This is a genomic window from Kocuria rosea (genome assembly GCF_023715525.1).
Lineage (GTDB): Bacteria > Actinomycetota > Actinomycetes > Actinomycetales > Micrococcaceae > Kocuria > Kocuria rosea_A.
In genome coordinates this window covers 179,328-199,322 of the sequence record NZ_JAMBOG010000003.1, presented here as the reverse complement: position 1 = coordinate 199,322, position 19,995 = coordinate 179,328, and the positions used below count along the sequence as shown (strand labels likewise).

Sequence of the window (19,995 nt, the reverse complement as noted above, 5' to 3'; positions counted from 1 at the left end):
CATGACGAGCTCACCGGCCGGCGCGCCGGCCCGCATCCCGGCCCGCGGGCGCCCACCGGCGGGGCTCGGCCCGTGGCTGCTGGTCGGCATCGCCGCGACCGCGCTGGCCGTGGGCCTGGCCGAGCTGCTCGCGTGGGTGACCGGCCCGGTCGGCGCCCCGCTCACCGCCGTGGGCGGGGTGGTCGTGGACGCGGTCCCCGCGCCGGTCAAGGACGCGGCGATCGCCCTGTTCGGCACCGCCGACAAGCTCGTGCTCGTCCTGGTGATGGCCGCCGGCCTGATCGGGCTGGGCGCGGGCATTGGCGCCGCCCAGCGGGCCAACCGGCCCATGGGCGTGGTGCTGCTGGGCGTGCTGGGCCTGCTCGGCCTGATCGCGGTGCTCACGCGCGCGGGGGCGTCCGTGGCGGACCTGGTACCCGTCGTCGTCGGCACGGGCGCCGGGGCGCTCTTCCTGGCACAGCTCACCCGCCGGGCCGCGGTCCGGGACGGGGGCCCGGGCCTCGACCGCCGCGGCTTCGTGCGCCTGGCCGCGGCCGCGGCCGTGCTGGGCACGGCCGCGGGGGTCGCCGGACGGTGGGCGAGCGCGGCGGCCGCGCGGGTCCCCGCCGCCCGCGAGCTGCTGCGGATCCCCGCCCCGGCCGTGCGGGAGCGCGTGCCGGCCGGCACGGACGTGGGTGTCGACGGGGTGGCGCCGTGGCTGACCCCCGCCGAGGACTTCTACCGCATCGACACCGCGCTCGCCGTCCCGCGCATCGACGTCGCCGACTGGCGGCTGCGGATCCACGGGCTGGTGGACCGCGAGCTCACCCTGGGCTTCGAGGACCTCACGGCACGGCCGCTGCTCGAGCGCGCCGTGACGCTGGCGTGCGTGTCGAACCCCGTGGGCGGGGACCTCGTGGGCAACGCCGTGTGGAGCGGCGTGCCGCTGCGCGAGCTGCTGGCCGAGACCGGGGTGCAGGCCGGGGCGGACATGGTCCTGTCCACCTCCCAGGACGGGTTCACCGCCGGCACCCCGCTGGAGGCGCTGACCGACCCGGACCGGGACTCCCTGCTCGCGGTGAGCATGAACGGGCAGCCGCTGCCGTTCGAGCACGGCTACCCCGTGCGGATGGTCGTGCCGGGGCTCTACGGGTACGTCTCGGCGACGAAGTGGGTGGTGGACCTCGAGGTCACCCGCTTCGACCGCGCCCAGGCCTACTGGACCACCCGCGGCTGGTCGGCCCGCGGGCCGGTCAAGCTCAGCTCCCGCATCGAGGTGCCCCGGGACCGGGCGGGCGTCGACGCCGGGCAGGTGGTGCTCGCGGGGACCGCGTGGGCCCAGCACGTCGGGATCGCGGCGGTACAGGTCAGCGTGGACGGCGGCGACTGGCAGGAGGCGCGGCTCGGGGCGGCGACCTCCGACGACACCTGGCGGCAGTGGGTGCTCCGGCGCCCGGACCTCCCCGCCGGGGAGCACGTGGTGCGGGTGCGGGCGGTCGACCGGGACGGCACCGTCCAGACCGCCGAGCAGGCCCCGCCCGCTCCCGACGGCGCCTCCGGCCTGCACGAGCGGACGTTCACGGTGCGCTGAGCCCGCCGGCGCCGGGCGGGCCCGCCGCGTCCTGCCATGATGGGGCGGGAACGATCGGCGGCAGCACGAGAGCACGGGAGGCGGGTGCGCGGTGACCCTGGTGGACAACGCGGTGTACGTGGGCGGGGTGCGGACCTCGAGCCCGCACGACCTCGACGAGACCTACGAGGTCATGCGCGACCGCGGCGGGATGGCCTGGATCGGGATGTACCGTCCCGAGCCCGCGGAGGTGCAGTCCGTGGCGGCGGAGTTCGGCCTGCACGAGCTCGCCGTGGAGGACGCCCTCAAGGGCCACCAGCGGGCCAAGCTCGAGCGCTTCGGGGAGACCCTGTTCGTGGTGCTGCGCCCGGCCCGCTACCTGGACGACGTCGAGAAGGTCGAGTTCGGGGAGCTGCACGTCTTCGTGGGCGCCGACTTCGTGGTCACCGTCCGGCACGCCGAGTCCCCCGACCTGGCGGCGGTCCGCAGCCGGATGGAGGCCTCCCCGGAGCTGCTGGCCATGGGCCCGCAGGCGGTCCTGTACGGGATCCTCGACGAGGTGGTCGACCGCTACGCCCCCGTGCTGGCGGGGCTGGAGAACGACATCGACGAGATCGAGGACGAGATCTTCGGCGCGGACCGGGACGTCTCCCGCCGCGTCTACGAGCTCTCGCGGGAGGTCATCGAGTTCCAGCGCGCGGTCCACCCGCTCGTGGCCATGATGCAGGCCCTCCAGCGCGGGTCGGAGAAGTACCAGCTGGACGTCGAGCTGCAGCGGCGGCTGCGGGACGTGGAGGACCACGCGATCCGGGCCGCGGAGCGCGCCGACGCCTACCGGGCCCTGCTGCAGAACGCGCTCACCGTGCACGCGACCCTCGTGGGACAGCGGCAGAACGACGAGATGCAGCGGCTCAGCGAGTCCGCCCTCGCCCAGAGCGAGGAGGTCAAGCGGATCTCCTCCTGGGCGGCCATCCTCTTCGCCCCGACCCTGGTCGGCACCGTCTACGGGATGAACTTCGAGCACATGCCCGAGCTCGGCTGGGCGCTGGGCTACCCGTTCGCGCTGCTGCTGATGCTCGTCATGGGCGTGGCCCTCTACGGGGTGTTCAAGTGGAAGAAGTGGCTTTGAGCACCGCGGGGGCCGGCCTCGCCCCCGCCCGCGTTCGCCGCGCCCGGATCGCCGTCTCGGCGTTCTTCCTCACCAACGGCGCCCTCTACGCCAACCTGCTGCCGCGCTTCCCCGAGGTCAAGGACGCGTTCGGGCTCTCCAACACCCTCTACGGCCTGGCGGTCGTCGCGTTCCCGCTCGGGGCGATCCTCATCGGCGCCCTCCCGGCGCGGGCGATCCGCCGGTTCGGCTCCGGCCCGGTGGCGGGCCTCGGCACCGTCCTGCTCTGCGCGTGCGTCGCGGCGGCCGGGGCCGGCGCCGGTCCCGGGGCGGGCACGGGGATCGGGCTCGGGGTCTTCCTGGTCGCGATGTTCCTGGGCGGGGCGCTCGACGCCCACGTCGACACCGCGCAGAACGCCCAGGGCATGGACGTCCAGCGCGCCCGCGGCCGCTCGATCATCAACTCCCTGCACGCCCTGTGGAGCCTGGGGGCCGTGGCCGGCGGCCTCATGGGCACGGCCGCCCTCGTGCTCGGGGTGCCCCTCGCCTGGCACCTGCTGGGCAGCGGGCTGCTGTGGAGCGCGGTGGCCCTGGTCGCGCTGCGCTCCGCCCTCACCCGCGCCGAGGGCACCGCCCTGCGCACCGTGGAGCCGGACGCGACGACGACGGCGGCGCCCGGCGACTCCCGGCCCGCCGGCGATCCGGTGCCCGCCGGGGCCGGCCGCGGCGGGGCGGGGCGCGTGGTCGTCGGGCGCCTGCTCCCGGTCGCGGTGATCGCCATCGCCGGGGTGATGATCGAGGACGTGGGCGCGAACTGGTCGGCGGTCTACCTCACCGCGGAGCTGCGCGCGCCCCTGGCCGCCGCGGGGCTGGGGCTCGTGGCCATGATGGCGGCGCAGTTCGTGGGCCGGATGCTCGGGGACCCCATGACCGACCGGTGGGGCCGCGTCGCCGTGGCCCGGGCGGGGGCGGCGCTGAGCGCCGCCGGCATGCTCCTGGTGGTGCTCGCCCCCGGCCCGGCGGCGGCCGTGGCCGGCTTCGCGCTCGCCGGCTTCGGCTGCGCGACCCTCGTGCCCGCGGCCTACCACGCCGCCGACGACCTCCCCGGCCTGAAGCCCGGCACCGGGCTGGCCCTGGTGAGCTGGCTGATGCGGATCAGCTTCCTCAGCCTCTCCCCGGCGGTCGGGGCCCTGTCCGACGCGGCGGGGCTGCGCTGGGCGCTCGTCGTCGTCCCGGTCTTCGCGCTCGTGGCCGTGCTGATGGCGGGGGTGCTCCGGGCCCGCCCCTGATCCTCTGGGACGCACCCGGGCCCGGCCCTAGACTGCGGAGCACAGCCCGTGGTCCACGTCACCGCAGAGGAGAGCGCCATGAAGATCCGAGCCGCCGTCGTCGAGGAGATCGGCGCCCCGTTCCAGCTCCAGGACGTGGAGCTGGCCGAGCCCGAGCCGGGTGAGGTCCTGGTCCGCATCGTCGCGTCCGGGGTCTGCCACACCGACGCCATCACCCGCGACGGCGACATGCCCCTGCCGCTGCCCGGGATCCTCGGCCACGAGGGCGCCGGGGTCGTCGAGCGGGTGGGCCCGGGGGTGACGACGGTGGCCGCCGGGGACAAGGTGATCCTGGGCTGGCCCTCCTGCGGCCGGTGCAGGAACTGCCTCGACGGCCAGCCCCGGTACTGCCTGCGCACCGGGGAGGCCCTCGTCTCGGGCCGCCGCTTCCTCGGCGAGGCGGCCGGGACCTCTGCCTACACCCGCGGCGGGAGGGGAGAGGTCTCCGGGCACTTCTTCGGCCAGTCCTCCTTCGCGACCTACTCGATCGCCCTGGCCGACGCCCTGGTCAGGGCTCCCGACGACGTGCCGCTCGAGCTGCTCGGGCCCCTCGCCTGCGGGCTGGGCACCGGGGCGGGGGCGGTGCTCAACGAGGCCCGCCCGGAGCCCGGCTCGTCCCTGGTGGTCTTCGGCGTGGGCGCGGTGGGCCTGGCGGCGATCATGGCCGCCCGCTCCACCGCTGCCACCACGATCATCGCCGTGGACCTGCACGACTCCCGGCTCGAGCTGGCCACCCGCTACGGGGCCACTCACACGATCAACTCCTCCCGAGCCGACGTGCTGGAGGAGGTCGCCCGGATCACCGGGGGCTCGGCGGACTACGCCTTCGAGTGCACCGGGGTGGTCCCCGTTGTGGAGCAGGCGGCCGAGTGCGTGGGCATGCTCGGGACGCTGGTGCTCATCGGCGGCGCCCCGGCCCAGGCCCGCTTCAGCCTGGACCACATGCGCACGCTGTGGGGCAAGCGCGTGGTCGGGGTCCTGGGCGGTGGCAGCCGCAGCACCAGGTTCATCCCCGCCCTGATCGACCTCCACAAGCAGGGCCGCTTCCCGTTCGACGAGCTCGTCCGGTACTACGGCCTCGACGAGATCGAGCAGGCCCTGGCCGACAGCAAGTCCGGGGCGGTGGTCAAGCCGATCGTGCGCATGCTTGAGTGACCCGCGGCGGGATTCTCCCTCGCCGAGTCCCCAGCTCGACGTCGATCCCCCACGAAGCCGCGTGGGGGATCGACGTCTCCCTGGGGGGCCGGCGTGAGGGGGGTGGGGCTCGGCGGCCCTAGCCGATCCGCACCTCGTGCACACCGCGCTCCATGCCGCGCTCGAGGGCGGCCAGCGCGTCGTCGATGTCGTGGCCGGGCGGCAGCGCGGGCGGCAGGCCGGCCAGCGCCCGGTCCACCAGCCCGGTGTCCATGTGCGGCAGCCGGGCGTCCACCACCGCGATCCGGCGGCGCCGCAGCTCCCGGCGCAGCGACCCCAGCCATGACGCCATGGCGGCCTTGCTCGCGGCGTAGGCGGCCATCCCGGCCAGCGGCAGTTCCGCGGCCACGCCCGTGAGCACCGCGATCGCCCCGCCCTCCGACAGGTGGGGCAGCGCCGCCCGGATGACGGCCATCGGGCCGAGGGCGTTGACCTCGAACAGCTCCTCGACCACCGCCTCGTCCTCCTCGGCGGCCGGACCGAACGCGGCGACGCCGGTGGCGACCACCACGGCGTCGAGCCCGCCGAGCTCCGCCGCGGCCGCGCGGACCACCGCGGCGGCCGCGTCGTGGTCCACGAGGTCCAGGGCGTGGGCCGAGCGCAGGCCCAGCCGGCGCCGCAGCTCCTCGGCCGCCGCGGCGGAGCGGCCGGTCACCGCGATCCGGGTGGTGCGCTCGCTCAGCCGCTCGCACAGCCGCTGCCCGAGCACCCCGGTCGCCCCCACCACGAGGATCCTCGCGCCGTTCAGGTCCATGGTCGTTCTCCCGTCCCCGCACGGTTCCGGGAGCGGAGCCGTGTCCTCCGAGCGTACCCAGGGCCTCCGGCGCCGCCCAGAGCCTGTCCCCCTCGGACCACCCGGCTCCCACGAGGAACTCGCCCTTCCGCGACGATTCGCCGGGCGAGCCTGCGAAGCGTCGCCGGCGCCTGCTGACGCGGGTGGATTGCAGTCCTCAGCACCATGCCCGGCGACGGCGCCGGAGGCCATGCTCGCGCACCTCATGCACGGGCTGGGGCAGGCGGTTCCGGACCCCGGTCCCGGTCGGGGCGACTCGCGCGGGGTGGTCATCCTCCGGGTGCAGCGGAAGTCCTGCACCCCGGACGAGGCCGAGGAGTGCGCCCGGTCGCAGGAGCACCGGCAGCTGCAGGGAATGATCGCGTCCTTCCGGGGGTGACCGCACGGACCCGCGGTCCTGCGGGCTCAGCGCTCGAGGTCCAGGAGCCTCAGGGCCTCCTCGCGCAGCTCGGCCTTGCGCACCTTGCCGGTCACCGTCACGGGGAACTCCTCCACGACGTGGACGTAGCGCGGGATCTTGTGCCGGGAGACCCGGCCCTCGCAGAACGCCCGCAACGTCGCGGCCGTCATGGGCGCCGCGCCGTCGCGCAGCTGCACCCAGGCCATGACCTCCTCCCCGTAGGTCTCGTCGGGCACGCCGATCACCTGCACGTCGACGATGTCCGGGTGGGTGAGCAGGAACTCCTCGACCTCGCGCGGGTAGACGTGCTCGCCGCCGCGCACGACCATGTCCTTGACCCGGCCGGTGATCTGCACGTAGCCCTCCCGGTCCATCACGGCGAGGTCGCCGGTGTGCATCCAGCCCTCGCTGTCGATGGCCAGTGCGGTGCTCTCGGGCTCGTCCCAGTAGCCCTTCATGACGCTGTAGCCCCGGGTGCACAGCTCGCCGGCGGTCCCGTGCGGGACGGTCCCTCCCGTGGCGGGGTCGACGACCTTGACCTCCAGGTGCGGGCCCACGCGGCCCACGGTGGTGGTGCGGCGCTCGAACGGGTCGTCGTAACGGGTCTGGGTGGACACGGGCGAGGTCTCGGTCATGCCGTAGCAGATGCTGACCCCGGCCATGTTCAGCCGCTCCATCACCGCGCCCACGACGGAGGCCGGGCACGTGGCGCCGGCGATGACGCCGGTGCGCAGGCTGGAGAGGTCGAACGCGCCGAGGCCGCCGAGGCCCAGCTCGGCGGCGAACATCGTGGGCAGGCCGTAGAGGCTCGTGCACCGCTCCTGCTCGACCGCGCGCAGGGCCGACTCCGGGGTGAAGGCCGGGGCGGGGAGCACCGTGCAGGAGCCGTGGGAGGTGCACGCGAGGTTGCCGATGACCATGCCGAAGCCGTGGTGGAGGGGCACGGGCAGGCACACCCGGTCTGCCTCGGTGTAGCCGAGGAGCTCGCCGACGAAGTACCCGTTGTTGAGGATGTTGCGGTGGCTGAGCGTGGCCCCCTTGGGGAAGCCCGTGGTCCCGGAGGTGTACTGGACGGTGATCGCGTCCTCGGGGTCCAGGCGGGCCCCGATCCTCTCCAGCAGGGCGTCGTCGGCCTCGGCGGCCGCCAGCTGCTCCCACCCGGGCGTGCCCATGACCACGACGTGCCGCAGCCCGGGGCACGCGCCGCGGACCTGGTCCAGCATGGCGGGGTGGTCGGAGCCCCGGAACCGCGGGTGGGCCACCACCGTGGTGATCCCGGCCCGGCGCAGGACGTAGGCCAGCTCGTGGGGGCGGTAGGCCGGGTCGAGGGTGACGAGGAGCGCGCCGAGCTCGGCCGTCGCGTACTGCACGAGCACCCACTCCCAGGTGCTGGGACCCCACACGCCCACCCGGTCCCCCGTGCGCACCCCCAGTCCGTGCATGCCCGTGGCCAGCCGGCGGACGTCCCGGCGGAACTCGGCGTAGGTCCACCGCCGGCCGGCGGCGACGTCCACCAGGGCCTCACGGTCCGGGAACCGTGCGGCGGTCCGCTCGAGGTCCTGGGCGACGGTCCGCGTCAGCAGCGGCGGGGCGGTCTCCCCGGCGGCGTAGGACAGGTCGTCGATCGGCATCTCCACGGGTGCTCCCCCAGCCCGGCCGGTCGGTGCGGCCGGCCGATCCGATTGGCGGCGATCAACTGATGGGTGCCATTCTACGTGGTGGCCGTCACGTCCCGCAGCGCGTGACGTGCTCAGTCCTGCGCCACGGCCCGCCCGACGGTCTCCCGGAGGATCTCGCTGGTGCCCCCGAAGATCGTCAGCAGCCGCGCCGCCAGGTACGCCTGGGCCACGGGGTAGTCGAGGATGTAGCCGTAGCCGCCGTGCAGCTGCAGGCACCGGTCCGTGACGGTCTTCGCCCGCTCGGCCGCCCAGTACTTGGCCTTGGAGGCGCCCACGACGTCGAGGGCGCCGGCGTTGAAGGCGTGCACCGCCCGCCGGACGTAGGCCTCGGTGACCTCGACCTCGACCAGCAGGTCGGCCAGCTCGAACCGGGAGTGCTGGAAGTCGAGCACCCGCGTGCCGAACGCCGTGCGGTCCCTGGTGTACGCCAGTGTGGTCTCGAGGGTGGCCCGGGCGAGGGCGGCCGCGGCCACGGCGATCGCGAGCCGGCCCTGCGGCAGCTGCCGGCGGATCTGGGCCAGGCCGGACCCCTCCGTCCCGATCAGGTGGGCGCTGGGCACGCGGACGTCCTCGAAGAACAGCTCGGCGGTGTCCGAGGCGTGCAGGCCCATCTTGTCGAGCCGGCGGCCCGTCGTGTAGCCGGGGGAGTCGGCCTTGTGCACCAGGAACAGGCTGAAGCTGCCCTCCCCGGCGCGGTCGCCGCGCCCGTCGGTGCGGGCGAGCACGAGTGCGGCGTCCCCGCTGATCCCGTTGCCGATGAAGGTCTTCTGCCCGTTGAGCAGCCAGTCCCCGCCGTCGCGCACCGCCCGGGTGCGCACCCCGCGCAGGTCGGACCCGGCGCCGGGCTCGGTCCAGGCCACGGAGGCGACGAGCTCGCCGGTGAGGATCCGCGGCAGCCACCGCTCCTTCTGCTCGGGGGTCCCGTGGGCGAGCAGGTGGGGCAGCACCCAGTCGTCGGTGAGGTGCAGGGCCAGGGCCGCGCCGAGGGCGCCCACGCGCACCAGCTCCTCGTCGAGCACGGCGCGGAACCGGTAGTCGGCCAGGCCCATGCCGCCGTACTCCTCCGGCACGGCCAGGCCCAGCAGGCCCGCCTGGCCGGCGGCGGTCCACATGCTGCGGGGCATCATGTGCTGGGCGTCCCACTCGGCGTAGTGGGGCGCGAGCTCCCGGGCCGCGAACTCGCGGGCGACTTCGCGGAACTCCTCGTGCTCCTCCTCGTAGAAGGCGGAGTCGCCGAGCGGGAAGGACCCGGTGGGCGGGAATGCGGTCATGGCGTGCCTCCGGCGCTGGTCGGGGAGGGGCTGGTCGGGGAGGGGTTGGTCGGTGCGGTGCGGGCCGTGGCCAGGGCGGCCCAGGCCATCTCCTCGAGGGCGGTGCGGGCGGCGTCGAGCCGGTCCGCCTCCTGCGGGGCGCGCAGCCAGCGCGCGGCGCGGAGGGAGTGCGGGGTGGAGTTGATGAGCCCGAAGGCGGCCTGGGCGCGCAGGGCGAGGTCGGCGGTGTCGTGCGCGGGGGCGAGCTCCCCCAGGGCCTGCGCCCACAGGGCCACGTAGCCGCGCTGGAGGGCGCGCACCCTCCGGCGGTCCTCCTCGGCGAGGTTCGGCAGCTCCCGGTCCTGCACCACGATCACCGCGGGCTGGGTGAGGGCGAACTCCACCTGGAAGGCGATCAGCGCCCGCAGCCGCGCGGCCGGGTCGGTGGAGCGGGCGGCGACCTCCCGGCCGCCGTCGAGCAGGTCGGAGCTGACCTCGAGCAGGACCGCCCCCAGCACCGCCTGCTTGCTCGCGAAGTGCCGGTAGACCGCCGGGCCGCTGACGCCTGCGGCGGCGCCGATGTCGTCGATCGAGACCCCGGCGAAGCCCCGCTCCGCGAAGAGCGTCGCCGCGGCGGCGAGCAGGTCCTGGCGGCGCTGGGCCTTGGCCCGGCCGCGCACCGTGGTGGGCGGGGCCGGACGGGGGTCCGTTCGGGGCATGGAGCCTTCTCTCGGGAGGGGTCGGTCCCTGGACATCCTAGTTAGTGGCTACTAACCTGGCATTCAAGTTAGTCCAGGTTAACCGAAATCGCACCCCCGGGTGCCCGGTCCGGACGGAGGGGCGGATGCGCGTGCTGAGCACCCGCGTGGATCCGGGCGGTGTGGAGTTCCGCGCCAACGCGGCCGCCCAGGCCGCGCTCGCCGAGGAGCTCGGCCGGCGCCTGGCGCGCGTGGCGCGGGGCGGGCCGGAGCGGTCACGGGCGCGGCACGTGGCCCGCGGCAAGCTGCTGCCGCGCGAGCGCGTCGACCGCCTGCTCGACCCCGGCAGTCCCTTCCTGGAGATCGGCGCCCTGGCCGCCGAGGGCATGTACGACGACGAGTGCCCCGCGGCCGGCGTGATCGCCGGGATCGGCCTGGTGCACGGGCGGCAGGTCGTGGTCGTGTGCAACGACGCCACGGTCAAGGGCGGCACCTACTACCCCATGACCGTCAAGAAGCACCTGCGCGCCCAGGAGATCGCCCTCGAGAACCGCCTGCCGTGCGTCTACCTCGTGGACTCCGGCGGCGCCTACCTGCCGCTGCAGGACGAGGTCTTCCCGGACCGGGAGCACTTCGGGCGGATCTTCTACAACCAGGCGCACCTCTCCGCGGCGGGCGTCGCGCAGATCGCCGCCGTGCTCGGCTCCTGCACCGCCGGCGGCGCCTACGTGCCGGCGATGAGCGACGAGACCGTGATCGTACGCGAGCAGGGCACGATCTTCCTGGGCGGCCCCCCGCTCGTGAAGGCCGCCACCGGCGAGGAGGTCACCGCCGAGGAGCTCGGCGGCGGCGAGCTGCACGCGACCGTCTCCGGGGTGGTCGACCACCTGGCCGAGAACGACGAGCACGCCCTGGAGATCGTCCGCGACATCGTGGCGACGCTGCCCCCGCCCGCCGCGCGCGCCTGGCCGGTGCGGGAGGCTGAGGCCCCCGCCGTGGCCGAGGACCAGCTGCCCGGCGCGGTGCCGGTGGACCCCAACGCCGGCTACGACGTGCACGAGGTCGTCGCCCGGCTCGTCGACGGCAGCCGCTTCGCCGAGTTCAAGGCCGGGTACGGCACCACGCTCGTTACCGGCTTCGCCCACGTCCACGGGCACCCGGTGGGGATCGTGGCCAACAACGGGGTGCTGTTCGCGGAGTCGGCGCTGAAGGGCGCGCACTTCGTCGAGCTGTGCGACCAGCGCGGGATCCCGCTGCTGTTCCTGCAGAACATCACCGGCTTTATGGTGGGCCGCGACTACGAGGCCGGCGGCATCGCCAAGCACGGCGCCAAGATGGTCACCGCCGTGGCCACGACCCGCGTCCCGAAGCTCACGGTGGTGATCGGCGGCTCGTTCGGTGCCGGCAACTACTCGATGTGCGGGCGGGCCTACTCCCCGCGCTTCCTGTTCCTGTGGCCCCAGGCCCGGATCTCGGTGATGGGCGGGACGCAGGCGGCGTCTGTGCTGGCCACGGTCCGGGCCGAGCAGATGGCCGCCCGCGGCGAGCAGTGGGACGCGCCGGAGCGGGAGGCGTTCATGGCCCCGATCCGCCGGCAGTACGAGGAGCAGGGCAGCCCCTGGTACTCGACCGCCCGGCTGTGGGACGACGGCGTCATCGCCCCGGCCGACACCCGCGAGGTGCTGGGCCTGGCCCTCGAGGTCTGCTCCCGCGCCCCGCTGCCCGAGCCCGCCTTCGGCCTGTTCAGGATGTGAGGCCATGACCGCCAAGCTGTTCGGCACGGTCCTCGTGGCCAACCGCGGAGAGATCGCCTGCCGCATCCTGCGCACGCTGAGGGCGCTGGGCATCCGCTCGGTCGCGATCCACAGCGAGGCCGACCGGGACGCCCTGCACGTGCGCCAGGCCGATCTCTCCGTGTGCGTGGGCCCGGCCGCCCCCGCCGAGAGCTACCTGCGGATCGACGCCGTCGTCGCCGCCGCGCAGGCCACGGGCGCGCAGGCCGTCCACCCCGGCTACGGCTTCCTCTCCGAGAACGCGGCCTTCGCCCGGGCGTGCGCCGCGGCCGGGATCGTCTTCATCGGCCCCGGCGCCGAGGCCCTCGAGCTCATGGGCGACAAGATCCGCGCCAAGAACGCCGTGGCCGCCTCCGGGGTGCCGACGGTCGCCGGGGTCGCCCGGCCCGGCCTCGACGACGACGCCCTGGTGGCCGCCGCGGCCGGGATGGCCTACCCGCTGTTGATCAAGCCCTCGGCCGGGGGCGGCGGCAAGGGCATGCACGCGGTGCGCGCCCCGGGCGAGCTGCCCGAGGCCCTCGCCACCGCCCGCCGCGTGGCGGCCGCCGCGTTCGGGGACGACACCCTGTTCCTCGAGCAGCTCGTCGAGCGGCCCCGCCACATCGAGGTCCAGGTCCTCGCCGACACCCACGGCACCGTGGTCCACCTCGGCGAGCGCGAGTGCTCCCTGCAGCGCCGGCACCAGAAGGTCGTCGAGGAGGCCCCCTCGCCGCTGCTCGACGCCGCCACCCGCGCCCGGATCGGCGAGGCCGCGTGCCGGGTCGCCAGGTCCGTGCGCTACACGGGCGCCGGCACCGTGGAGTTCCTCGTTCCCGCGGACCGGCCGGAGACCTTCTTCTTCATGGAGATGAACACCCGCCTGCAGGTGGAGCACCCCGTCACCGAGCTCGTCACGGGCGTGGACCTCGTGGAGCAGCAGGTGCGCGTGGCCGCGGGGGAGCCCCTCGCCCTGTCCCAGGAGGACGTCGTGCTCACCGGCCACGCCGTGGAGGCCCGGCTCTACGCCGAGGACCCCGCCCGGGGCTTCCTGCCCACGGCCGGGACCGTGCTGGTTCTCGAGGAGCCGGCCGGCCCCGGGGTGCGCGTGGACTCGTCGCTGGCCCCGGGCCTGGCCGTGGGCTCCGACTACGACCCCCTGCTCGCCAAGATCGTCGCGTGGGCGCCCGACCGCGAGCAGGCCCTCGACCGCCTCGACCTCGCGCTCGCGGACACCGTGGTCCTCGGCGTGGGCACGAACACGGAGTACCTGCGCGCCCTGGTCAACGACCCGGCGGTCCGGGCGGGCGAGCTGGACACCACGCTCATCGAGCGCCGGCTGCCGCAGCTCGAGTTCACCGCCCCCGACGAGACCCACTTCGCCGCCGCGGCCGCCTTCCTGCACGGGGCCTCGTCCCCGGCGGGCCGGGGTCCCTGGGGCCGGGCCGCCGGGTGGCGGCCCACCGGCCGGGCCCACCCCGCGGTCGTGCTCGCCCACGGCCTCGAGGAGCCGCGGCGCACCGTCGTCGACGGCGCCGTGCGCCTGGTCCCCCTGCCCGGCCGGCCCGGCGCGCACCTGCTCGCGGCGGGCGGCGCGAGCCGCACCGTCCACCTCGCCGCGGACCCCTCGGGGGCGAGCGTGTGGGTGGGCGAGGACGGGTTCGCCGTCGAGCTCGCCGTGCTCTCCCGCGAGGAGCAGCTCGAGCGCACCCTGGCGGGCCTGCGGCGGCAGACCGGGCCCGCCGCCCCCGAGCTGCACTCGCCGATGCCCGGCACCGTCGTCGCGGTCCCGGTGGCCGCGGGCGACCGGGTCGCCCAGGGCCAGACCGTCGTCGTGGTCGAGGCCATGAAGATGGAGCACCGCCTCGTCGCCCCCACCGCCGGCACCGTCGACGTCGTCGTGCGGGCCGGCGACCGGGTCCGGCTCCACCAGCTGCTCGCCCGGGTGGCCCCCGACGGCGCCCCCGGGCCCACCGACCCCCGTCCCGACCCGGACCCGAGCCCCCAGGAGCGCACGGCATGAACCTCGAGCTCGACGAGGAGTACCAGGACCTCTCCGACACCGTCCGCGACTTCGCCGACGAGGTGATCGCCCCGGTCTCCGCCCGCCACGACGCGGAGCACTCGTTCCCCTACGAGGTGGTGGCGCAGATGGGGGAGCTGGGCCTGTTCGGCCTGCCGTTCCCCGAGGAGTACGGCGGGATGGGCGGGGACAGCTTCGCGCTGTGCCTGGCGCTCGAGCAGATCGCCCGCGTGGACCAGTCCGTGGCCATCACCCTCGAGGCCGGGGTGTCCCTCGGGGCCATGCCGATCTTCCGCTTCGGCACCGAGGAGCAGCGGCAGCAGTGGCTGCCCGAGCTGGCCTCGGGCCGTGCGCTGGCCGGGTTCGGGCTGACCGAGCCCGAGGCCGGTTCCGACGCCGGGGGCACCCGCACCACCGCCTGGCGCGAGGACGGGCAGTGGGTGGTCAACGGGGCCAAGGAGTTCATCACCAACTCCGGCACGGACATCACCCGCCTGGTCAGCGTCACCGCGGTCACCGGCACCGTGCCCCTCCCGGAGGGGCGGACCGGGAAGGAGATCTCCACGATCATCGTCCCCACGGACACCCCCGGGTTCCGGGCGGAGAAGGCCTACGACAAGGTCGGCTGGAACGCCTCCGACACCCACCCCCTGTCCCTCCAGGACGTCCGCGTCCCCGAGGCGAACCTGCTGGGGGAGGAGGGGCGCGGCTACGCCAACTTCCTGTCGATCCTCGACGAGGGCCGCATCGCCATCGCCGCGCTGGCCACCGGCGCGGCCCAGGGCTGCGTCGAGGAGTCCGTGCGCTACGCGAAGGAGCGCACCTCCTTCGGGCGGCCGATCGGCGTCAACCAGGCGATCTCCTTCAAGATCGCCCGCATGCAGGCCCGCGCGCACACCGCCCGCCTGGCCTACTACGACGCCGCCTCCCGGATGCTCGCCGGCAGGCCCTTCAAGGCGCAGGCGGCGATCGCCAAGCTCGTGGCCGGGGAAGCCGCGATGGACAACGCCCGGGACGCCACCCAGGTCTTCGGCGGCTACGGGTTCATCAACGAGTTCCGCGTGGCCCGCCACTACCGCGACGCCAAGATCCTCGAGGTCGGCGAGGGCACCACCGAGGTGCAGCTCATGCTCATCGCCCGCGAGCTCGGGCTGTGACGGGGGCGGGCATGCCGGAGCGGGAGGAGGGCCGCAGGGTGGTCCGCCAGCGCGGGCTGTGGTTCGAGGAGTTCGAGGAGGGCACGGTCTACGAGCACGCCCCGGGCCGGACCGTCACGGAGGCGGACAACGTCCTGTTCACCACCCTGACCATGAACACCCAGGCGCTGCACCTGGACGCCGCGTGGGCGCAGCACCAGCCGTTCGGGCAGCGGCTCGTGAACTCGATGTTCACCCTGGCCACCCTGGTGGGGGCGTCGGTGGCGCAGCTGACGCAGGGCACCATCGTGGCGAACCTCGGCCTCGAGGGGGTCGCGTTCCCGCACCCGCTCTTCCACGGCGACACCCTGTACTGCTCCTCGGAGATCCTCGGCAAGCGGCTCTCCGCCTCCCGGCCGGGGCAGGGGATCGTCCGGATCCGGCACACCGGGCGCAACCAGGACGGCGTCGTGGTCGCCGAGTGCACCCGCTCGGTGCTCGTGTGGTCCCGCGGCGCGGCCCCGCAGTGACGACGGCGAGGAGGACGACCGTGGCGACGGAGACGACGGCGGGGAGGACCCCGTGACCGGTGGCTTCGGCCTGGGCCCGGCCCTGCTCTTCTGCCCCGCCGACCGGCCCGAGCGCTACGCCAAGGCGGCCGGCCGCGCCGACGCGGTGATCCTCGACCTGGAGGACGCCGTGGCCCCGGAGGCCAAGGCCGCGGCCCGGGAGGCCCTCGTGCGGACCCCGGTCGACCCCCGCCGCACCGTCGTGCGCGTCAACGCCGTGGACACCGAGGACTTCCTCCTCGACGTCGCCGCGCTGCGCCGGACGGCGTACCGGACGGTCATGCTGCCCAAGGCCGCCTCCGGCGAGCAGATGGACCGGGCCGCCGAGCTCGGGCTCCGCGCCGTCGTCGCGCTGTGCGAGACCGCCCAGGGGATCGTCAACGCCCCCGCGATCGCCCGGGCGGAGAACGTGGCGGCCCTCATGTGGGGCGCCGAGGACCTCGTGGCCTCCCTCGGGGGCAGCTCGTCCCGGCGCCCGGACGGCGGCTACTGGGACGTGGCCCGGCACGCCCGCTCGGCTGTCCTGCTCGCGGCCGGTGCCGCCGGCAAGCCCGCGATCGACGCCGTGCACCTCGACCTCGGCGACCTCGACGGGCTGCGCGAGGAGGCCCGCGACGCCGCGGCCAGCGGCTTCACCGCCACCGCCTGCATCCACCCCGGACAGGTGGAGGTCGTGCGGGACGCCTACCGGCCCACCGAGGAGGAGCTGCGCCAGGCCCGCGAGCTGCTCGAGGCCGCCGGGGGCGCCACCGGCGTCTTCGCGTTCCGCGGGCGGATGGTCGACGAGCCCCTGATCCGCCACGCCGAGCGGCTCGTGCGCCGCGCCGAGGCCTGACCCGCCCGCCGCCCCAGTTCCTCCGGAGGAGACCATGACCCGACCCCTGACCATCGTGCTTCCGCTCAAGCACGTGCCCGACGCCCAGCAGGAGCGCTCCCTCGCCGGGCAACCCCCCGTGCTGGCGCGGGGCCCCGGGATCCTCTCCGAGCTCGACGAATACGCCGTGGAAGCCGCCCTGCAGCTCGTCGAGGCGCACGGCGGCGCCGGCGCCGGCCACCGGGTGCTCGCCCTCACCATGGGCCCCGCAGAGGCCGCCGGCGCCCTCAAGCGCGCCCTGCAGATGGGCGCCGGCGAGGGCGTCCACGTGCTCGACGACGCCCTCGCCGGCTCCGACGCCTGGGTCACCGCCCGGGTGCTCGCCGCGGCCGTGGAGAGGATCGCCGCGACCGGCGGGTCCCCCGTGGACCTCGTGCTCACCGGGATGGCCTCCACGGACGGGGAGACGTCGCTGGTGCCCGGGCAGCTGGCCGAGCGGCTCGGCCTGGCCCAGATCGGCTTCGCCGCCTCGCTGGCCCTGGACGAGGAGGGCCGGGCCGTCACGGCGACCCGGGACGCCGGATCGGAGGTGCTGCAGCTCGTCGCCGAGCTGCCCGCCCTGGTGTCCGTGACGGACCGGACCAACACCCCGCGCTACCCCAGCTTCAAGGCGATCATGGCGGCCAAGAAGAAGCCCGTGCAGACCTGGTCGGTCGCCGACCTCGGCCTGGACGCCGCCGCCGTGGGCTTCACCGGCTCGCTGACGGAGGTGCTCGAGGCCGTGCCGGGCCCGCCGCGGCCGGCCGGGCAGGTCGTCGTGGACGAGGGCGAGGGCGGGATCCGCCTCGCCGAGTTCCTGGTCGCGCAGAAGCTCGTCTGAACAGCCCCGGCCGATCCGATCGTTCGCCCGGTCCCCGGGCAGGAGGAGGACAGAGATGACCACGACCCCGGAGACCCCGGTGGCCCTGGTGGTGCTGGACGGCACGCAGCCACTGCGCGGCAGCGACCGGGAGCTGCTGGTGCTCGCGGGTGGCCTGGGCGAGACGCACGTCGTCGTCCCGGTGGCGCCCGGCGGCGCCCTGCTGCGCGAGCTGGCCGCCCACGCGGTGGCCGCCGTCCACGCCCCCGAGGGCGGGGCGGACGAGCGGCTGACCGTTCCGGCGGTCGCGCTCGCGGAGGCCGCCGCCCGCGCCGTCCGCCCCCGGGTGGTGCTGCTGGGCAGCACCCCTGAGGCCAAGGAGGTCGCCGCGCGCCTGGGCGTGCGGCTCGAGGCCGGGGTGATCACGGACGTCGTGGCGCTCGACGCCGACCTCGTCGCCACCAAGTCCGTGCTCGCCGGCGGCTGGCGCACCCGGTGCCGGGCCAGGACCTCCACGCTCGTGGCCACCGTCCGGCCGAACTCCGTGGACGTCCCCGCACGCCGGGATCCCGGGGCCGAACTGCCCGAGGTGCGGGTCCTGCCCGTCGAGGACACCGCGCCCGCCGCCCGGGTGGTCGGCCGCGCGCAACGGCCGCCCTCGGGCCGCCCGTCGCTCGAGGAGGCGCGGGTGGTCGTGGCCGGCGGGCGCGGCACCGGCGGGGACTTCGGCCCGCTCGAGGAGCTCGCCGACGCCCTGGGCGGGGCGATCGGGGCCTCCCGCGCGGCCGTGGACGCCGGCTGGGTCGGCCCCGAGGCGCAGGTCGGCCAGACCGGGCGCACCGTTTCCCCGCAGCTCTACGTCTCCTGCGGGATCTCCGGGGCCGTCCAGCAGCGCGCCGGGATGCAGACGGCGAAGGTGATCGTCGCGGTCAACAAGGACGAGCAGGCGCCCGTGTTCGAGATCGCCGACCTCGGGATCGTGGGCGACCTGAGGAAGGTGCTCCCGCAGGCCGTGGAGCGCCTCCGGCAGCTCCGCTCCTAGGCCGGCCCTGCGGCGTAGCATCCCTGCCCCCCTCGCTGCCTGAGGGTTCGTGGCCCGGGGGACGGTGACGGACGGAGCCCGTCGACCCCTGTCGGGCAAAGTGGGGCTTTTGCTTCCGCACCCTTATGCGGATGAATAGAGATGAGAGCTCGTCTCGATCCGCGACCAGGGGGATGTTCGCCATGACCACCACTGCCCATGGAACCCGTGCCGACACCGACGATGCCGCGGTGCGGACGGAGGTGATCAACGCTCTCGCGCTCCAGGGCGTGACCGCCGCGACCATCACCACCCTGTTCGACGGGCGGGAGTGGTGCGTGACCGTCTCGGAGCACAGCCCCGCCCTGACCGACACGGAGGTCCGGGTCGCGGTGTGGAACACCGTGCTCAACTGCGCCGCCCTCTACGGGGTGCGCCGCCCGGTCGAGGGCGTCCGGGTGCGGATCGGCGGCTGACCGGCGGAGCACTGCCCGCCGGCCCCGGACGCCGGCCCCGGGCCGGCTCAGGCCGGGCCGGCCGTGCTCCCGTGGCCGGTCCCGATCCCGTCCACCGCGTCCCGGACCGCGTTCAGGAAGCCCACCACGGTCTCGGCCTGCTCGGGCGTGAGGGACTCGGCGGCCTCCAGCATGCGCTGGTGCATGGCTCCCAGGGTGGCCCGCACCTCGTGGTCGGAGTCGTCGGTGGCCGTGATGATCAGGGCCCGCCGGTCCGTGGGATGGGGCTCCCGCCGCACGTGCCCGCTCTTCGTGAGACGGTCCAGCAGCGTGGTGGTGGAGGCCGAGGAGATGCCCAGCCGGGCGGCGAGATCGCGCGGGCCCAGGGGCTTGCCCGTGCGCTGCGCCTCCAGCAGGTAGCGCAGGGCCAGCAGGTCGGTCTCGCCCATGCCCATCGAGTCCTTGGTCCGCCGCCGCATCGCGGCCTCCGCGGTCCGGTAGTCGCGCAGCGCCTGGAGCACCCGCACGGCCTCGCGGCGGGCGGCGTCGCGGCCGTACCAGTAGCCCGAGGACGGAGCGGGCGGGAGATTGTTCACCGGAACATCCTAGAAAAACGACAGCGGCGAGTGGTGGAGTGGGAAGTGGACCGGGAACCGGGGGTTCCGGCCGGCATCTCGTCGATCGTACAACCAACGATGCTGATAGCTAGACATTCTAGCGGTTTTCGGGTTGCATGGGACACAGGCCGGCCCCCCGCCGTGGCTTCCCCGCCACCCCGGACCGGCACCAGGAAGACTCGAGAAAGGTTCGAAGATGAGCAAGGCAGTGTCCCCGCAGCCCCAGCAGTCGACGGCCTGGTCGGTCGAGGCCGTCCACGTCCCCCTGCTCCCCCCGGCCCCCGAGCTGCACGTCGAGGCCGAGCGCCCCGCCTGCGGCTCGGATCCGCGTTTCCTGCACTCCTGGTTCACCCAGCGGGTGCTCACCGCCGCGGGCGAGGTCGAGTCGGCGGAGTGGATGCTGGACCGCGTGCTCGGCGACGCGGCCGAGAGCGACGCCGAGATCGGGATCGGCCTCGACGTCGCGCCCCTCGACGGTGCCCTGGAGTCCGCCCGCTGGGCCCTGGACCAGGCGGTCAGCGGGCTCAACGCCGAACTGCGCAGCGCCGCGCAGCACGGCGTCCCCCTCGAGTCCCTCGCCCGCACCTGCGCGCTCGAGGTCGAAGACGTCCGGGCCGTGCTCGACGGGACGGACGGTGAGCACCCTGCGGCGGCCGCCGTCCTCCGCGAGGAGCTGGCGACCGCTGTCTGACACCGACCAGGGAGCCGTCGCCGGCGGCGCGGGGGACCGGCC

The 19,995-nt window shown here is 75.0% G+C and carries 19 protein-coding genes; 14 read left to right on the top strand and 5 right to left on the bottom strand.

Annotation, left to right across the window (positions count from 1 at the left end; genetic code table 11):
- Position 1 precedes the first annotated feature (1 nt).
- The 4 genes from M3185_RS03405 to M3185_RS03390 all read left to right on the top strand — a co-directional run bounded on the left by M3185_RS03405 (position 2) and on the right by M3185_RS03390 (position 5,140).
- A complete protein-coding gene (locus tag M3185_RS03405; RefSeq protein ID WP_251332267.1) occupies positions 2-1,570 on the top strand; it encodes a molybdopterin-dependent oxidoreductase in 1,569 nt (522 codons plus the stop codon).
- Positions 1,571-1,661: 91 nt separating this feature from the next.
- On the top strand, positions 1,662-2,678 hold the full coding sequence (locus M3185_RS03400; RefSeq protein WP_251332266.1) for a magnesium and cobalt transport protein CorA: 1,017 nt from the start codon (positions 1,662-1,664) through the stop codon (positions 2,676-2,678).
- Complete coding sequence (locus tag M3185_RS03395) at positions 2,669-3,946, top strand: MFS transporter (RefSeq protein WP_251332265.1); 1,278 nt, start codon at positions 2,669-2,671, stop codon at positions 3,944-3,946. Before M3185_RS03400 ends, M3185_RS03395 begins: the two co-directional genes overlap by 10 nt.
- Positions 3,947-4,024: 78 nt before the next feature.
- Positions 4,025-5,140: an NAD(P)-dependent alcohol dehydrogenase gene (locus M3185_RS03390; protein ID WP_251332264.1), complete on the top strand. Its 1,116-nt coding sequence runs from the start codon at positions 4,025-4,027 to the stop codon at positions 5,138-5,140.
- 118 nt (positions 5,141-5,258) lie between these two features.
- Here the strand turns inward: M3185_RS03390 and M3185_RS03385 are convergent, their stop codons facing one another.
- Positions 5,259-5,933 carry an SDR family NAD(P)-dependent oxidoreductase gene (locus M3185_RS03385; RefSeq protein WP_251332263.1) on the bottom strand — a complete coding sequence of 225 codons (675 nt, stop codon included), beginning with the start codon at positions 5,931-5,933 and terminating at the stop codon, positions 5,259-5,261.
- Positions 5,934-6,162: 229 nt separating this feature from the next.
- Here M3185_RS03385 and M3185_RS03380 point away from each other — a divergent pair, with 229 nt between their 5' ends.
- Entirely contained in the window at positions 6,163-6,351 is a 189-nt protein-coding gene (locus tag M3185_RS03380) for a hypothetical protein (RefSeq protein WP_251332262.1), read from the top strand.
- Positions 6,352-6,377: 26 nt separating this feature from the next.
- Here the strand turns inward: M3185_RS03380 and M3185_RS03375 are convergent, their stop codons facing one another.
- The 3 genes from M3185_RS03375 to M3185_RS03365 form a co-directional block, all read right to left on the bottom strand.
- A complete protein-coding gene (locus M3185_RS03375) occupies positions 6,378-8,003 on the bottom strand; it encodes an AMP-binding protein (protein ID WP_251332310.1) in 1,626 nt (541 codons plus the stop codon).
- 119 nt (positions 8,004-8,122) lie between these two features.
- Positions 8,123-9,322 (bottom strand): acyl-CoA dehydrogenase family protein, encoded by a 1,200-nt coding sequence (locus tag M3185_RS03370; RefSeq protein WP_251332261.1) that lies wholly within the window; start codon positions 9,320-9,322, stop codon positions 8,123-8,125.
- Positions 9,319-10,020, bottom strand: coding sequence for a TetR/AcrR family transcriptional regulator (locus tag M3185_RS03365; RefSeq protein WP_251332260.1), 702 nt, complete (start codon positions 10,018-10,020; stop codon positions 9,319-9,321). The genes M3185_RS03370 and M3185_RS03365 overlap by 4 nt, the downstream gene beginning before the upstream one ends.
- A gap of 125 nt (positions 10,021-10,145) precedes the next feature.
- On the opposite strand from M3185_RS03365, the gene M3185_RS03360 reads away from it, so the two are divergent.
- From M3185_RS03360 to M3185_RS03325, 8 genes are all read left to right on the top strand, one after another.
- Positions 10,146-11,753, top strand: coding sequence for a carboxyl transferase domain-containing protein (locus tag M3185_RS03360; protein ID WP_251332259.1), 1,608 nt, complete (start codon positions 10,146-10,148; stop codon positions 11,751-11,753).
- A 4-nt stretch (positions 11,754-11,757) separates the two neighbouring features.
- Positions 11,758-13,791, top strand: a complete 2,034-nt coding sequence (locus M3185_RS03355) for an acetyl/propionyl/methylcrotonyl-CoA carboxylase subunit alpha (RefSeq protein WP_251332258.1) — start codon at positions 11,758-11,760, stop codon at positions 13,789-13,791.
- Positions 13,788-14,948 carry an acyl-CoA dehydrogenase family protein gene (locus tag M3185_RS03350; RefSeq protein ID WP_251332257.1) on the top strand — a complete coding sequence of 387 codons (1,161 nt, stop codon included), beginning with the start codon at positions 13,788-13,790 and terminating at the stop codon, positions 14,946-14,948. The genes M3185_RS03355 and M3185_RS03350 overlap by 4 nt, the downstream gene beginning before the upstream one ends.
- 11 nt (positions 14,949-14,959) lie before the next feature.
- On the top strand, positions 14,960-15,457 hold the full coding sequence (locus tag M3185_RS03345) for a MaoC family dehydratase (protein ID WP_251332256.1): 498 nt from the start codon (positions 14,960-14,962) through the stop codon (positions 15,455-15,457).
- A gap of 52 nt (positions 15,458-15,509) precedes the next feature.
- Entirely contained in the window at positions 15,510-16,331 is an 822-nt protein-coding gene (locus tag M3185_RS03340) for an HpcH/HpaI aldolase/citrate lyase family protein (RefSeq protein WP_251332255.1), read from the top strand.
- A gap of 34 nt (positions 16,332-16,365) precedes the next feature.
- Positions 16,366-17,190 carry an electron transfer flavoprotein subunit beta/FixA family protein gene (locus tag M3185_RS03335; RefSeq protein ID WP_251332254.1) on the top strand — a complete coding sequence of 275 codons (825 nt, stop codon included), beginning with the start codon at positions 16,366-16,368 and terminating at the stop codon, positions 17,188-17,190.
- A gap of 55 nt (positions 17,191-17,245) precedes the next feature.
- Complete coding sequence (locus M3185_RS03330) at positions 17,246-18,211, top strand: electron transfer flavoprotein subunit alpha/FixB family protein (RefSeq protein WP_251332253.1); 966 nt, start codon at positions 17,246-17,248, stop codon at positions 18,209-18,211.
- Between the two features lie 182 nt (positions 18,212-18,393).
- Complete coding sequence (locus M3185_RS03325) at positions 18,394-18,666, top strand: hypothetical protein (protein WP_251332252.1); 273 nt, start codon at positions 18,394-18,396, stop codon at positions 18,664-18,666.
- Positions 18,667-18,713: 47 nt separating this feature from the next.
- Here M3185_RS03325 and M3185_RS03320 read toward each other — a convergent pair whose 3' ends face one another.
- Positions 18,714-19,241, bottom strand: a complete 528-nt coding sequence (locus M3185_RS03320; RefSeq protein ID WP_251332251.1) for a MarR family winged helix-turn-helix transcriptional regulator — start codon at positions 19,239-19,241, stop codon at positions 18,714-18,716.
- Between the two features lie 217 nt (positions 19,242-19,458).
- Here M3185_RS03320 and M3185_RS03315 point away from each other — a divergent pair, with 217 nt between their 5' ends.
- Complete coding sequence (locus tag M3185_RS03315; protein WP_251332250.1) at positions 19,459-19,953, top strand: hypothetical protein; 495 nt, start codon at positions 19,459-19,461, stop codon at positions 19,951-19,953.
- Positions 19,954-19,995 lie beyond the last annotated feature (42 nt).